We start from the raw sequence: 14,651 nt of genomic DNA, 5'->3' as shown, positions 1-14,651 counted from the left end.
CGAGTAACGGAATATGAGCACTGCTCATATATATACAGGATAGCCGGGTTGGAGAGGCTCCGTGGAAAAACTTGGTATCGTCTATTTCGCGCTCATGCCGGTGATCGTGGCGGCCGGATTGGTCGAGGCGTGGTGGCTCTCGCGGACGCGGCGCGAGGCCTACGACTGGAAGGCGTGGTGGTGCTCGCTCGCCGATCTCGTCGGACGCCGCGTCGTCTCCCTGATCCCTCTCGCGATCGCCGCGCCGTGGTTCGTCTGGGCCTACGACCATCGCTTCTTCACCCAGGACCTCGGCAACGTGTGGTCGGTGCTGCTGCTCTTCCTCGGCGTGGAGTTCTTCTACTACTGGTATCATCGCGCCAGCCACCAGGTGCGCTGGTTCTGGATGGCGCACTCACCGCACCATTCGCCCAACCAGCTGAACCTCTCGGCCGCCGCCTGGGCTTCATGGGCAAGGCCGTCGGCGCGACCGTCTTCTTCGTGCCGCTCGTGCTGCTGGGCTTCGAGCCGCACCTCGTGTTGACGACGCTGTTCCTCAACCTGATCTACCAGTTTTGGTTGCACACGGACTGGATCCCGAAGCTCGGCTGGCTGGAGTACGTGATCAACACGCCGTCGGCGCATCGCGTCCACCACGCGCGCAATCCGGAGTATCTCGACGCGAACTTCGGAGGCGTCCTGATCCTCTTCGACCGGCTGTTCGGCACCTACATCGAGGAGCGCGCCGATGTGCCGTGCGACTACGGCCTCGTCTCGCCGAAGGTCACCTCGCACAACCCGTTGGTCGTCAATCTCGCGCCGTTCGTCAGCCTGGCGAAGGATCTTGCCGCGGCGCGCTCGCCACGCGACGTCTGGATGTACCTGTTCGGACCGCCCGGCTGGCGTCCCGACGGCAACGGCCTGACCACGGCCGAGCTGCGCAAGGCGGCCGCGACGCTGCCCAACGGTGTGCCTGCAACAGCGGCCTAGCCGTCGTCGTCGAGCGCCGCTCGAAAGATGCGCGCCAGCGACGCCGCGGTCGCCGGCGCCACCAAAGTATCGGAATGCTGAGTCAGCGTTTCCCAGACCGCGCCCTCGACAGCTGCGAGCGCGATGGCGAGGCGACCGGTTTCGGGTCGAACGCCCAGAACGCCCTCGAGCTTGTCCTGCAACTGCGGCAGGACCAGTCGGATTTCCTCCAGGATGACGTGACGACCCTGAATGTCGGGCAGCAGATCGCGAACCGCCAGGGACAGGTCCAGCTCGCGTCGCTTCTCCTCGAGAAACGCTGACATCAGCCCGAGCAGCGCTACATCGCGTCCGGCCGTTCTCTCCATGTCGGCTTGCAGGACCGCCTGAAGCAAGCGCCGGGTTCGCTGTCGCACGATCGCGGCGGCGATGGATTCACGATTGGGAAAGTACTGATAGAGCGAGCCGACCGACACGCCAGCCCGCTCGGCCACGCGCGTCGTCGTCACGGCGGCCCATCCGTCCTTTCGCAGAATGCGAATGGCGGCCTCGAGTATGGCCTCGACCATGGCTGCGGACCGGTTCTGCATCGGCCTTTTGCGTGGTGTGAGGGCTGTCGCCAATAGCCGATCCCCAATGCGAATGGTGGCCGCCGCAGCGTCGGCCCATCTTCGGGGGGCGGACAGGCGAGGTCAATTCATGGCGGCGAAGTTCCATCTGCTGACCGGAGCAACATCGGGTCTCGGGCTTGCGACGGCGCATCGAATGCTGTCGGATCCGGGGGCGCATCTGGTGGTCGGCGCCCGCCGTCCCGAAGCCGCCAGAGAGCTGGCGGCACTGAGCGGCCGCGACCGGCTGCGCATTCTACCGCTCGACCTCGCGTCGCTGGCATCGGTACGCGATTTCGTCGCGGCGGTCGTCGCCAGTCTCGACGGAGCGACGCTGGCATCGCTCGGCTGCAATGCCGGTGTGCAGATCGTCGGTCCGCGCCGTGTGACGGGCGATGGATTCGAGGAGACCTTTCAAGCCAATCTGCTCGGGCATGCGCTGTTGATCGACGGTCTGCAGGCCCACCTCGCGCCCGATGCGCCGGTCGTGATGACGGCGAGCGGCACACACGATCCTGCCAACAAGGCGGCCCGGTTGTTCGGCTTCCGCGGCGGGATATATCAAGGCATTGGGAACGTCGCGATCGGCGAGCTCGATGCCGGCGTGTCGACCAAGCAACAAGGTCTCGACCGCTACGCTACTTCGAAGCTCTGTCTGATCCTGTACGTCTATGCCCGGGCGCGCCGGCGCGCGCCAGGGGGTCCGCGCTTCATCGCCTTCGATCCGGGGTTGATGCCAGGAACCGGATTGGCGCGCGAGCGGTCGACCCTGGAACGTTGGGGTTGGGCGACTCTGCTGCCCAAGGTAGCGGCCCTGCTGCCCGGTTCCAGCACTGTGAAGCAATCCGGTCTGGCTCTCACAGAGCTTCTGACCTCGCGGGCGCATCCGGTCGCGAATGGCGCTCACATCGACTACGGGCTGGCAAGCACGCCGAGCTCGGTCGAGTCCGGCAGGGTGGATTGGCAGGACGAAGTCGATGCCTTCTTGAGGCGCAATGTTTGTCGGGAAGCCATGACCTAATCTCCCTTGAGCGCCGCCGCTCCGACCCACACGATCCGCGGCGAAGGAGAACGGCCATGGCCAGGGACAAGGTATGCGTCGTCATCGGCGCCGGCGACGCCACGGGCGGGGCGATCGCCCGCCGCTTTGCGCGCGAGGGCTATACCGCGGTGGTCACGCGGCGCAGCGTGGACAAGCTTCAGTCGCTGGTGGCGGCGATCACGAAGGAGGGTGGCAAGGTCCACCCTTTCGGGTCGGATGCACGCGACGAGGATCAGGTGGTCGAGCTCTTTCGCCAGGTCGAGACGGAGATCGGCGACGTCGAGGTCTTCGTCTTCAACATCGGCGGCAACGTGCGCTTCGACATTCGCGACACGACGTCGAGGGTCTATCGCAAGGTCTGGGAGATGACGGCGTTCGCCGGCTTCCTGACGGCGCGCGAGGCGGCGAAGGTCATGGTGCCGCGAGGCCGCGGCACCATGCTGTTCACCGGCGCGACGGCGTCGTTGCGCGGCGGCCGCGGCTTCGCGGCCTTCGCCGGCGGCAAGCATGCGGTGCGCGCGCTCGCCCAGTCGATGGCGCGCGAGCTCATGCCGCAGAACATCCATGTCGCGCACATCGTCATCGACGGCGCGATCGACACCGAATGGATCCGCGCGAATTTTCCGGAGCGCTACGACGCCGGTCCCGATGCCATCCTCCAGCCCGACGACATCGCCGAAGCCTATTGGCAGCTGCACTGCCAGCCGAGGTCGGCCTGGACCTTCGAAATGGACTTGCGGCCGTGGAAGGAAAGCTGGTGAGGCGCGGCAGTCGACGCGCCTCGCCTCCTGTCGTCGCCCGCGGGTTACCGCTTGGGAGTCGTGGCCGCGCCGACGCCGGCACCCACGGCGCCGCCGATCAGGGCGCCCGGCAGGACGCCTAGCGGAGTCACCGCGCCGATCAGGGCGCCCGAACCGGCACCGATGCCGCCGCCGGTCACCGCACGCTGGCCCCAGGTTTCGCCGCAGGCCGTCGTCCCCAGAAGGATGGCACCCAGCACGATGTATTTCGTCATCGATTCTTCCTCGTTTCTCGTTGCGAGGCGTGTGCACGCCTCATGTAGGAAGTAACGTTCCGAATGGGGCCGAAACCCGGCATCGGCCTGTGGCCGATCCGGGGCATTGTGCGGAACCGCACTGTCAAATGCGGGAGATGCGGCGCCGTACGACATCGAGGAAGCGCCGGCGCGCTTCATCGGTCGTGTGGTCCATGTTGTACTTCGCCAGATAGAAGAAGCGGACGTTCGCCGCGCACAGCGGCTTCATCCCGCGCGTCAGCACCTTGTATCCGGCGTTGCCGGCCATCAAGCGCACGACCCACCAGGGTGAGCCGTAGCTCGTCACCACGCCGAACAGCTTGATGTTGGCGAGCGCCGGCACGAGCTTGCGGTCGTCCTCGCGATAGGTGAAGGCGACGCCCGGACCCCAGACGCGATCGAGCCAGCCTTTCAGCATCGCCGGCATCGAGAACCACCAGTGCGGGAAGCAGAGGATCAGGCCGTCGATACGCTTCAAGGTCGTGGCGTACGATTCGAAAGCCCCGACATCGTAGTCGTTGCCCATGTAGCTCCGGCGCTCGGCCGCCGTCATCGCCGGCTGAAACTCTTCACGATAGAGGTCCGTGGCGACCACGTCATGCCGATTGGCGCGAAGCGTCTCGACGATGGTGCCAAACAGCGCGTGATCGAAGCTCTCGGTGAGCGGATGGCAATGAACGACCTGGATCAGCATGGCGCGACAACGCGCCGGCGTTCTCGTCCGTTGCGTCCGTCAGCGCGGGCCGATCCGCTCGACGATCTCGATGCGCCGGTTGCGAACCCGGCCGTGCTCGATTCGGTTGCTGGCGATCGGCACCATCGGGCCGGCGCCCGCCGCCGCCAGTCGCCTGGTGTCGATGCCGAGGACGGCGAGCGCGGCGACCACCGCGTCGGCTTGCTTGCGCGACAACGCCACGCCTTGCTCGACCGTGCCGGCGTCGTCGGTGTGGCCGACGATCAGCAGCTCGATCTGCGGCTGCTTGCGCAGCATGTCGGCGAGCTGCTCGATCTGCGCCGCCGCCGCGGGCGCGAGCGTCGCCGTACCGGGCGCGAATTCGATGGCTTGCAGCACGACCCGTCCGTCGCGCGCGAGGGCCTGTTCCAGGGCGCGCGCATCGATCGTCCTGACATGGGCGGCGGCCGCGGGCTTGCCCTCGACGATGGTCACGGCGACATGCGGGACGGTCAGCTTGGTGTTGCCGCCCTCCGTCTCGACGCCCATCACCGCCACCGTCGTCACGCCTGCCGCGCTCGCCCGCGAAGCGAGCAGATAGACGGTCGTGTGCCAGGTCGTCGGCATGTCGATGCCGGCGCGCGCGGCGTCCCAGAACGACGAAGCCGAGCGACCAGGCGCACATTCCGCACCGTCGCGGCAGACGAACTGGATTTGGAAACCGTGCCTTTGCAGCGACGCCTCGTAGCCGCGCAGGACGTCGAGGATCGACCGGCCGGGCGGTCCGTCGTAACGGATCGACAGCACCTTGCCGACCAATTCATGCTGCCAGGCCTCGTCCTCGCGGTCGTTGCGTTCCTGCGCCTTCCACGGCAGCGCCACCGTCGCGGCGGGCCGGCTCTCGTAGAAGGTGATCTTCGATCCTTCGTGGCGACCGACCAGCGCGTGGTCGCTCGAACCCTCGACGTCGGCGCGTTGCGCGAAGCACGGCGTCGTCGCGCCGCCCAGCACGAGGGCGGCCAGGGCGATCCTGTACAGCGAGGCCATGGTCTCAACGAGATTCGGGGTGCGCCGATGCGGCATGCACACACTGTCGAGCAATTCGCGACGCAAAGCCATGCCCGCCGTCGCGACGCGACCTAGATCACCCGCTGGGTGCGCGAGAATGCCATGTAGAGCTCGTGCGCCTGCCGCGCGATCGGGCCGGGCTGCAGGTCGCGGCCTTCGTAGCGGTTGACCGGCTGCACCTTGCCGGCATTGCCGGTGGTGAAGATCTCGTCGGCCTCGTCGAGTTCGGCGGGCCGCACGGTGCGCTCCTCCACCGTCACGCCGGCGGTGCGCAGCAGCCTGACCACGCGGTTGCGCGTGATGCCGGCGAGGAACGAGCCGTTGGGCACCGGCGTGGCGACGATTCCGCCCCTGGCGAGGAAGACGTTGGAGCTGCAGGTCTCGGCAACGTTGCCCATGGCGTCGAGCACGATGCCGTTGCTGAAGCCGCGCTCCAGCATCTCGGCGACACCGCGGCTCGAGTTGGGATAGAGGCAGGAGGCCTTGGCAAGCGTCGGTGCGCTCTCCGGCGTCGGCCGGCGGATGGTGCGGCACAGTCCGAGCGACAGCGGCGTGCCGGCGCGCATCGGCGAATGGTAGACGCAGAGCAGGAACTGAGTCGAGTTGGGATCGACCGAGATCGGGCCGGCGCCGCCCTTGGTCGCCCAGAACATCGGCCGCACGTAGAGCTCGGCCTTGGGCCCGAAACGACGGATGCCCTCGTGCATCAGCCGGAGGATCTCGTCGACCGTCCTGGTCGGCGCGAGGCCGAGGGTGCGCGCCGACTGCACGACCCGTTCCGCATGGAGGTCGAGATCGGGTCCGCAGCCCTCGAAGGCGCGGCCGCCGTCGAATACGATGGAGCCCAGCCAGAAGGCGTGATCGCGCGGGCCCAGGATCGCCGGGTTGCCCTCGTGCCAGGTGCCGTTCCAGTAGGTGAGCGTATCCATCTTGTCCTCGGTCTCGGAAGGCGGCGGGAATAGCAGATTCCCATGAGCGCGGCAGCCCTTCTGGCCCTGGCTGCGGCACTGTGCTTCGCGGTCGCCCTGATCCTCACCCAGTACGGCCTGCGCACCGTTCCGTCCTGGCGTTCGCCGCTTTACACGATCGGCGGCTCGATGGTGGCGGCCTGGATCGCCTCGCTGGTGTTCGTCGATTGGCGGGGGTTCGACGGGCGTGCCGCTGCCCTCTTCGCCGCGGTCGGCTGCATCTTCCCGGTCGTCGTCTCGATCCTGGCAGTGCGCGGCAACGAGGCGCTGGGACCCGCCATCTCCGGTGCCGTCGGCAATGTCACGCCGCTGTTCGCCGTCCTCGCCGCGGTGCTGCTCCTCGGCGAGACCCTGACCTGGATCCAGTTCGCGGGCCTCCTGATGGTCGTCGCCGGCGTCGCCCTGATGGCGCTGCGCGGCGGCGCCGGCGGACGGCGCTGGCCGGTCTGGATGCTCGGCCTGCCACTCGCGGCCGCCCTGGTGCGCGGCGTCATCCAGCCGGCGATCAAGGCGGGCCTCTCGCTGTGGCACGAGCCGCTCGCCGCCGCGGCCATCGGCTATACCCTGTCGGCCGTGGTCATCGTCGCGTTGGTCGGTCGCCGCGCGCTCGCCGCCGGTCCGGTCGATCGGATCGGGCTCCTGTGGTTCCTGGGCGTCGGCATGAGCAACGGCATGGCGACCTTCCTTCTCTATGCGGCGCTCGGCCTCGGGTCGATCACCCTGGTGGCGCCGCTGGTCGCACTGTTCCCGATGGTGACCGTGGTGCTCAGCTACCTCTTCCTGCGCAACGAGCGCCTGCATGCGATCGGCCTGCTCGGCATCCTCGTCAGCGTCGGCGGTGTCGTTCTCCTGCTCGCGGGAACCTGACGCGCCGTTCCGCATGATGGCCGAATGGGGGCGGAAAGGGCGCGCGAATTCCCCGTTTCGCGGGAAACGCCACGCACCGCGCCCGCGTAGTTCCCTTCACCTGCGGCATTCACCGCCGCACCGAAGGAGGAATGTCATGTTGAAGAACGTTGCGATGACGTCCTTGGCCGCCGTCGCGATCTTCTCTGCGGCGACGATGGCCACCGCGGCGCTGACGCCGGCTGCCGCCCAGGTCAGCATCACGTTCGGCGCGCCACCGCCGGCGCCGGTCTACGAGGCCGTTCCGGCGCCGCGGCACGGCTATGTCTGGGCGCAAGGCTACTATCGTCTGGTGAACGACCGGTACGTGTGGGTGCCGGGCCGGTGGGTCGAGGCGCGGCCGGGCTATCGCTACGTGCCGGATCGCTGGGACCGCGTCTACATCGGCGGCCGCGAGCAGTGGCGCTACGTGCCGAGCCGGTGGGACCGCGACGGCGACGGCATCCCCAATCGCTACGACCGGCGCGACGACCGTCACGGCTGGAAGGGCGACCGGGACCGCGACGGCATACCCGACCGCTACGATCGGTACGACAACCGGCAGAGCGCGCTGGGCGATCGCGACGACGACGGTATCCCCAACATCTTCGATTCCCGCGACAATCGCCGTTGGTAGATCGGCATAGCGTAGGCGTGGCGTGAGAAGGCGGGTCCGCGAAAGCGGGCCCGCTTTCTTTTTGCTATGATCGCGATCTCCCGGGAGGAAAACGACATGACGGCACCGCTCACCATCCGCCTTCATCCCAACGACAATGTCGTCGTCGCGCGCATGGACATCCTGCCGGGCGCGAAGGTGGACGGCGAGGTCACGGCGGCGACGCGGGTGCCGCCGGGCCACAAGATCCTGACGCGCGCCGTTCGCAAGGGTGAGCCGTTGCGCAAGTATAACCAGATCATTGGCTTCGCGGCCGAGGACCTGGCGCCGGGAGCGCACGTCCACACGCACAACTGCGTCATGGGCGATTTCGAGCGCGACTACGCCTTCTGCGCCGACGCCCATCCGACGGACTACGTGCCGGAGGGCAGGCGCGCGACGTTCCAGGGTTATCGCCGCGCCGACGGCCGGGCCGCGACGCGCAACTACATCGGCATCGTCACCACGGTGAATTGCTCGGCCGCGACCAGCCGCATGATCGCGGCGAAGGTCGAGCCGCTGCTTGCCCAATATCCGAACATCGACGGCGTGGTGCCGCTCACCCATGGCGGCGGCTGCGGCATGGCGGCGTCGGGCCTCGAAATGGACGTGCTGCGGCGCACCCTCGCCGGCTACACGCGCCATCCCAACATGGCGGCTGTCGTCGTGCTGGGACTGGGCTGCGAGACCAACCAGATCGCCGGTCTGATGAACGCCGAGGGATTGAAGGAGGGGCCGAAGCTGATCCCGATGGCGATCCAGGACGAGGGCGGCGTATCGAAGACGGTGATGCGCGCGGTGGGATTCCTGAAGGAGCTCTTGCCGGAAGCCAACGACGTGAAGCGCGAACCGATTCCCGCCGGCGAATTGATCCTCGCCCTGCAATGCGGCGGGTCGGATGGCTACTCCGGCATCTCCGCCAATCCGGCGCTGGGCGCCGCCGTGGATCTGTTGGTCCGGCATGGTGGCACTGCCGTGCTGTCGGAGACTCCCGAAATCTACGGCGCCGAGCATCTGCTCACGCGTCGCGCGGTGAGTCGCGAGGTCGGCGAGAAGATCGTGAAGCGCATCAAGTGGTGGGAAGACCACTGCGCGCGCACCGGCGGCGAGATGAACAACAATCCGTCGCCCGGCAACAAGGCGGGCGGCCTCACCACCATTCTCGAGAAATCCTTGGGTGCGGTTGCGAAGGGCGGCACGACCAACTTGGTCGACGTCTATGAATATGCGCAACCGATCACCGCCAACGGCTTCGTCTACATGGACTCGCCCGGCTACGATCCCGTGTCCGCGACAGGGCAAGTTGCGGGCGGTGCCAATATTTTGTGCTTCACGACCGGACGCGGCAGCGTTTTTGGGTGCAAGCCCGCGCCCTCGCTCAAGCTTGCGACGAATACCTCCCTCTATCGACGCATGACCGACGACATGGACATCAATTGCGGAACCATCGTCGACGGCGAGGAATCGATTGCGCAGAGCGGCCAAAGGATCTTCGATCTGATTCTGACGACCGCGTCAGGCCAACGGACCAAATCGGAGGCGCTTGGCATCGGCGACGACGAATTCGAACCGTGGAAGATCGGCGCCACGATGTGACATTCGGCAGTGCCACTGCGGGAAGGCAACCAAACTTGACTTCCCGGCGTTACGTGACCATATGCGGCCCTACGACTTACGAACTTGGCCCTGCTTCGCGGCCCAGCCCTCTGCGGCGACGGACTTTCCCACGAGCTACCCCCCAAATTCTTTGAGTTGTTCGCAGGCCGCTGCAGCGAGCGCACTGTCTGCGCTTTTCGTGTGTGCTCGATCGACGCCAAGGAGTGAGAGATGGCTACTGGTACTGTGAAGTGGTTCAACGCAACCAAGGGTTTCGGGTTCATCCAGCCGAGCGACGGCGGCAAGGATGTTTTCGTGCATATCAGCGCGGTCGAGCGCTCCGGCCTCAACGGCCTGAACGAAGGCCAGAAGATCAGCTACGAGATCGCCACCGAGCGCGGCCGTTCCGCCGCGGTCAACCTGAAGGCGTCCGACTGACGGCTTGAAGGTCGTCTCGCTGACCGAACGCCCCGATCTCGTCGACCTGGTCGCGGGATGGGGCTTCGGTGAATGGGGACATCTGCGTCCGGGAGACACGCTCGAACAGCGTGCCGCCCGTGTTCGGACGGGCATGAACGCCGACCGTGTGCCGGCGGTGTTCGTCGCCCTCGCCGACGACGGCCGGCCGCTCGGGTCGGCTGCCCTCGTCTTCGACGATCTCGAGGGCGATCCGCGCAATCCGTGGCTTGCCAGCGTCTTCGTCCCTCCGGAGCACCGGCGTCGCGGCGTCGCCTCGGTCCTGGTCGCCGCTGTCGAGGACGCGGCGCGGCGGTTCGGGTACTCCCGTCTTTTTCTCTTCACCGCCTCGGCGCCGGAACTCTATGCGCGACTCGGCTGGCGTTCGCTTGAGCGGCGGCACTATCGCGGCGAACATGTCCAGGTGATGGACAAGCCGCTGTAGGAGTGGGAATGGGCGAAGAACTGCACTATCTGTCGCTCGACGAGGTCGCGCGGCGACTCAAGGCGCGCAAACTGTCGTCGTCGGAGGCCACGCGCGCGCTCCTCGCCCGCATCGCCGCGCTCGATCCGAAACTCCGGAGCTATGCCACCGTGACGGCCGAGCGGGCGCTCGCCGACGCGGCGGCGTGCGATGCGGAGACCGCCGCCGGCAAGTCGCGTGGACCGCTGCACGGCGTGCCGATCGCGGTGAAGGATCTCTGCGACACCGCGGGCGTGCCGACGGCGGCCGGCATGGCGATCCGGCGCGATCACGTGCCGGCGAAGGATGCCACGGTGGTGGCGCGGCTGAAGCAGGCGGGCGCCGTCATCCTCGGCAAGCTGCAGATGACCGAAGGCGCCTACGGACTTCACCATCCCTCGATCGACCCGCCGGTCAACCCGTGGAACGCGGCGTACTGGCCGGGCGTGTCGTCCTCCGGCTCGGGCGTGGCGACGGCGGCGGGCCTGTGCTTCGCCTCGCTGGGTTCCGATACGGGCGGCTCGATCCGCTTTCCCTCGACCATGAACGGATTGTGCGGCCTGAAGCCGACTTGGGCGCGCGTGAGCCGTGCCGGTGTCTTCCCGCTCGCCGAATCGCTCGACCATGTCGGCCCGATGTGCCGCAGCGCGCTCGACGCGGCGATCGTGCTGGGCGTGATCGCGGGCGCCGATCCCGACGACCCGACCGCCGCGCCGCAACCGGTGCCGGACTATGCCGGTGCGATCGGCGCCGGCGTGAGGGGCCGCAGGCTCGGCATCGCGACGAACCTGATCGGCGTGGATGCCGACGCCCAACGCGCTCTCGCCGGTGCCGAAGCCGCGCTGACCCAGGCCGGCGCGGTGCGAGTCGACATCGAGCTGCCGTCGTTCGAGGACGCCGCCCTGAAATGGATGGTGCTGTGCGGCGTCGAGGCGGCGCTCGCGCACGAGGCGACCTTCCCCGCCCGGCGCGACCAGTACGGCCCGGAGTTCGCCGCTTTGCTCGACGTCGGGCGCGGGCTGTCGGCGATCGAGCTGGCGCGTCTTCAGGTGATGCGCGCACGGGTCAAGGGCGAGATCGATCGTATGCTGGCGGAAGTCGACCTGCTGCTCGTGCCGGCGATGGGCGTCGCAGCGCCGTCGCTGGCGGCGATGAAGGCGGCGGGCCGGACACCGCAGACGGTCGCGGGTCGCCTGCGCTATACCGCGCCGTTCGACCTCAGCGGTCATCCGACTCTCACCTTGCCGGGCGGCATGACCGCCGACGGCGTACCGGTCGGATTTCAGATCGTCGGCCGCGCCTTCGACGAGGCGACGATCCTCGCCGCCGGTCACGCCTTCCAGCAGGCGAGCGATTGGCACACACGACATCCGCCGGTCTGAGCGCGGCGCGATTGCATGGACGCTGAATCTCCGATGATGTAATTTGCCGCTCTGGCGAGCGGCGGGGAGCATGGCGAGCAACATCGGACGCAGGCTGCTGCGGCTACGGCCCAGTATTCTGTCGGTATTCGTCCTGTTGACGGTACCGGTGTCCTTCACCGTGCTCGCGGTCACCTATGTCCTGAACGACCGGGCGGCCGCGTCCAATGCCGAACAGCTCGTCGAGCGTTTCCGCGTCGAGGCCATCCAGAACATCCAGAGCGACTTCAACCCGCTCAAGTCGCTAATGCGTTCGGCCGCCGTGGTCGGCGAGGAGGAGCCCGCCTTCTTCTTCGATAACCGTTCGATCAAGTACCTTTTCAGCATGCTGCAGCACAGCGACAAGATCGTCTCGGTCTATGTCGGCATGAACGACGGCTCGTTCCGTCAGGCGCGACGCATCGACCCCAAGGTCAACGTCCATGGCCAGCCGCCGCCCGAGGGCGCGGTCTACGCTTATCGCTGGATGGAGAAGATTGGCGATCCGACGCGGGCCGATCACTATATCTTCCTGGACGCCGAAGGACGCGAGGTCGGCCGCCTCTCGGGGCCGACGAGCTACGATCCGCGCGTCCGCCTGTGGCACCAAGCGACCGTAGCTGCCAGGGAGCTCACGATCACCGATCCCGACGTCTTCGCCGTGCTCGGCCTGATCGGCTTCACCGTTGCCGCGCCGGTGGAGGTTCGCGGCGAACTGCTCGGCGTGGTGGCCATCGATCTCACCCTCGACGACATGGGCCTCTACCTCGCCAAGCGGCGGGTCAGCGAGGGGTCGCTGAGCTTCATGCTCAACCACCAGGGCCAGGTGATCGCCGCGTCGGATCTCTCCAGGAGCTACACCACCGACCGTGGGCGCATCGATCTCACCCATGTCACGTCGCTGCAAAAGGAGCTGCCGGCCGTCGCCTTCGGCGCCCGTCCGCGCAGCGCCCGTGACGGCGAGAGCTATTCCTTCACCTACGAAGGCCGCGATTACCTCGCCAACCTTTCGACCATGCCGCCGGAATTCGGCAAGCGCTGGCAGCTTTTTACCGTCACGCCGCTCGAGGATTTCACCGGCGGCTTTCGCCGCAACAACGAGCGCCTGCTGCTGTTCGGCCTGGCGGCGACGGCCGTGCAGATCTTCATCATCTACCTGCTGAGTGGCGTGCTGTCGGCGCCGCTCGAAAGGCTCGCGCACAAGGTCGGCAGGATCCAGGAGTTCGACAAGGAGGAGCTGCCGCCGTTGCAATCCTCGGTCCGGGAGATTTCGGTGCTGGCGCGTGCGATCGACACGCTCGACGTCGCGGTCAAGTCGTTCTCGGCCTTCGTCCCGGTGGGCTTGGTGCGCAAGCTCCTGGAATCCGACCAGAAGCTCGAGCTCGGCGGCCACAGCCGATTCCTGACCATCATGTTCTCCGACCTCGAATCGTTCTCCTCGCTGTCGGAGTCGATCCCGTCGCAGGAGCTGCTGCTGCGGGTCTCGGCCTATCTCGAGCTCGTCACCCGGACGGTCGACCAGGAGCAGGGAACGATCGACAAGTTCATCGGCGACGGCGTCATGGCGTTCTGGGGCGCGCCGGCCCTGCTCGAGGACCATGCCTACCGCTCCTGCGTCGCCGCCATGCGCATCTGCAAGGGCATGGACGAGCTCAATGCGCGCTGGGAGGCCGAGAACCTCCGTCCGCTCAAGCTGCGCATTGGCATCCATTGCGACGCCGTGCTGGTCGGCAATATCGGGTCGAAGGAGCGCATGAGCTACACCGTCCTGGGCGACGGCGTGAACGTGGCGGCGCGCCTCGAGGGCATGAACAAGGAATTCGGCACGCGTGTCTGCATCAGCCACAACGTCTACAAGGAAGCGGGAGAGCGGCTGTGCGTGCGGCCGGTCGACGACGTCGTGGTCAAGGGAAGGCGTGCCAAGTTCCCGATGTACGAATTGATGGGCGTTTACGGCGCCGACCCGGCGCTTGAGCCGACGGCGGCCAATCTCGAGCTGGCCCGATACACGCGCGATGCCTACGATGCGCTGGTCGCCGACGACAACGCGCTCGCCGTCCGGCGCTACAACGAGATCCTGGAGGCCTATCCCGAGGACCCGGTCGCCAGCCAGATGGCGCGCAAGCTCGTTCCCGTCCTGGCGGCATCGGCATGAGCCCGGACCGCGCGCTTGCCCTGCCGTCATCCGCGCTTCGGCCCAGCGAATATACCGCGGCGCTGATCCAGGTGCTGCGCGAGCGTCCGCAAGACGTGCGTGGCCGTCGGGTGCTGGAGATGGGTTCGGGCTCGGGCGTCGTTCTGGCGGCGCTCGGCGCGCTGCAGGCGGCTTCCCTGTGCGGTATCGACATCGAGGAAGATGCAGTGGTGTCGGGCATGCTCCTGCTCGGCGATCTCGGCCACGGCGAGCGCGCCGAGTTCCATCGCGGCGACATGTGGCGGCCCGTCGTCGGGCGCCGCTTCGACCTGATCGTCGCCAACCTGCCCCACTTTCCCATGGAGCGACCGGACGTTCCGGGGCGCTTGCCGACCTGGAGCGCCGGCGGGCGCAACGGAAGGCGCCTGCTCGATCCGTTCCTGGACGGTCTGGTCGATCACCTGGCGCCGGGTGGCCGTGCCCTCATCACGCACAACGGCTTCGTCGGCATCGAACGGTCGCGCGAGGTGCTGGCTCGCCACGGGCTCGGCCTCAGGATCGCGCATTCGACGCTGGTCTATATCCCGGCAGAGAAGCTCGAGCGTATGCCGGAAAGCGTGATCGCCGCCGAGAACGGCCACACGCTGCACTGCTACGGACCCTACGGTTTCGGCGAGATGCATATTGTCGAGATCGGCGCCACCGGAGCATCGACCTAG

The 14,651-nt window shown here is 67.3% G+C and carries 17 protein-coding genes; 12 read left to right on the top strand and 5 right to left on the bottom strand.

Annotation, left to right across the window (positions count from 1 at the left end):
• Positions 1–61 precede the first annotated feature (61 nt).
• Positions 62–523 (top strand): sterol desaturase family protein, encoded by a 462-nt coding sequence (locus KIT25_19510; protein UYN94203.1) that lies wholly within the window; start codon positions 62–64, stop codon positions 521–523.
• Positions 448–969, top strand: coding sequence for a sterol desaturase family protein (locus tag KIT25_19505; GenBank protein ID UYN94202.1), 522 nt, complete (start codon positions 448–450; stop codon positions 967–969). The genes KIT25_19510 and KIT25_19505 overlap by 76 nt, the downstream gene beginning before the upstream one ends.
• Here the strand turns inward: KIT25_19505 and KIT25_19500 are convergent.
• Positions 966–1,538 carry a TetR/AcrR family transcriptional regulator gene (locus KIT25_19500; protein UYN94201.1) on the bottom strand — a complete coding sequence of 191 codons (573 nt, stop codon included), beginning with the start codon at positions 1,536–1,538 and terminating at the stop codon, positions 966–968. The two genes, KIT25_19505 and KIT25_19500, sit on opposite strands and share 4 nt — an antisense overlap.
• 109 nt (positions 1,539–1,647) lie before the next feature.
• On the opposite strand from KIT25_19500, the gene KIT25_19495 reads away from it, so the two are divergent.
• Together KIT25_19495 and KIT25_19490 are read left to right on the top strand one after the other, a co-directional pair.
• Complete coding sequence (locus KIT25_19495) at positions 1,648–2,577, top strand: SDR family NAD(P)-dependent oxidoreductase (protein UYN94200.1); 930 nt, start codon at positions 1,648–1,650, stop codon at positions 2,575–2,577.
• Between the two features lie 56 nt (positions 2,578–2,633).
• Complete coding sequence (locus KIT25_19490) at positions 2,634–3,359, top strand: SDR family oxidoreductase (protein ID UYN94199.1); 726 nt, start codon at positions 2,634–2,636, stop codon at positions 3,357–3,359.
• A 44-nt stretch (positions 3,360–3,403) separates the two neighbouring features.
• On the opposite strand, the gene KIT25_19485 is transcribed toward KIT25_19490, so the two are convergent.
• From KIT25_19485 to KIT25_19470, 4 genes are all read right to left on the bottom strand, one after another.
• Complete coding sequence (locus KIT25_19485) at positions 3,404–3,613, bottom strand: hypothetical protein (GenBank protein ID UYN94198.1); 210 nt, start codon at positions 3,611–3,613, stop codon at positions 3,404–3,406.
• 124 nt (positions 3,614–3,737) lie between these two features.
• The gene (locus tag KIT25_19480) at positions 3,738–4,328 is read right to left on the bottom strand and encodes an NAD(P)H-dependent oxidoreductase (GenBank protein ID UYN94197.1); all 591 of its coding nucleotides are present in this window, start codon (positions 4,326–4,328) and stop codon (positions 3,738–3,740) included.
• A gap of 39 nt (positions 4,329–4,367) precedes the next feature.
• Positions 4,368–5,354 carry an OmpA family protein gene (locus tag KIT25_19475; GenBank protein ID UYN94196.1) on the bottom strand — a complete coding sequence of 329 codons (987 nt, stop codon included), beginning with the start codon at positions 5,352–5,354 and terminating at the stop codon, positions 4,368–4,370.
• A gap of 92 nt (positions 5,355–5,446) precedes the next feature.
• Entirely contained in the window at positions 5,447–6,304 is an 858-nt protein-coding gene (locus KIT25_19470) for a branched-chain amino acid aminotransferase (protein ID UYN94195.1), read from the bottom strand.
• A gap of 42 nt (positions 6,305–6,346) precedes the next feature.
• Between KIT25_19470 and KIT25_19465 the strand changes: the two genes are divergently transcribed.
• From KIT25_19465 to KIT25_19430, 8 genes are all read left to right on the top strand, one after another.
• Positions 6,347–7,210: a DMT family transporter gene (locus tag KIT25_19465; protein ID UYN94194.1), complete on the top strand. Its 864-nt coding sequence runs from the start codon at positions 6,347–6,349 to the stop codon at positions 7,208–7,210.
• 136 nt (positions 7,211–7,346) lie between these two features.
• The gene (locus KIT25_19460; GenBank protein UYN94193.1) at positions 7,347–7,865 is read left to right on the top strand and encodes a YXWGXW repeat-containing protein; all 519 of its coding nucleotides are present in this window, start codon (positions 7,347–7,349) and stop codon (positions 7,863–7,865) included.
• 96 nt (positions 7,866–7,961) lie between these two features.
• A complete protein-coding gene (locus KIT25_19455; GenBank protein UYN94192.1) occupies positions 7,962–9,479 on the top strand; it encodes an altronate dehydratase in 1,518 nt (505 codons plus the stop codon).
• A gap of 231 nt (positions 9,480–9,710) precedes the next feature.
• Positions 9,711–9,917 carry a cold-shock protein gene (locus KIT25_19450; GenBank protein UYN94191.1) on the top strand — a complete coding sequence of 69 codons (207 nt, stop codon included), beginning with the start codon at positions 9,711–9,713 and terminating at the stop codon, positions 9,915–9,917.
• A 4-nt stretch (positions 9,918–9,921) separates the two neighbouring features.
• Complete coding sequence (locus tag KIT25_19445; GenBank protein UYN94190.1) at positions 9,922–10,380, top strand: GNAT family N-acetyltransferase; 459 nt, start codon at positions 9,922–9,924, stop codon at positions 10,378–10,380.
• Between the two features lie 8 nt (positions 10,381–10,388).
• On the top strand, positions 10,389–11,780 hold the full coding sequence (locus KIT25_19440) for an amidase (protein ID UYN94189.1): 1,392 nt from the start codon (positions 10,389–10,391) through the stop codon (positions 11,778–11,780).
• Between the two features lie 70 nt (positions 11,781–11,850).
• A complete protein-coding gene (locus KIT25_19435; protein UYN94188.1) occupies positions 11,851–13,953 on the top strand; it encodes a hypothetical protein in 2,103 nt (700 codons plus the stop codon).
• On the top strand, positions 13,950–14,651 hold the full coding sequence (locus KIT25_19430) for a methyltransferase (protein ID UYN94187.1): 702 nt from the start codon (positions 13,950–13,952) through the stop codon (positions 14,649–14,651). The genes KIT25_19435 and KIT25_19430 overlap by 4 nt, the downstream gene beginning before the upstream one ends.

Origin of the sequence: Enhydrobacter sp. (genome assembly GCA_025808875.1) — a bacterium.
GTDB lineage: Bacteria > Pseudomonadota > Alphaproteobacteria > Reyranellales > Reyranellaceae > Reyranella.
Note: the sequence above shows the minus strand (reverse complement) of the source record. Positions and strands in the feature narration are given on the sequence as shown.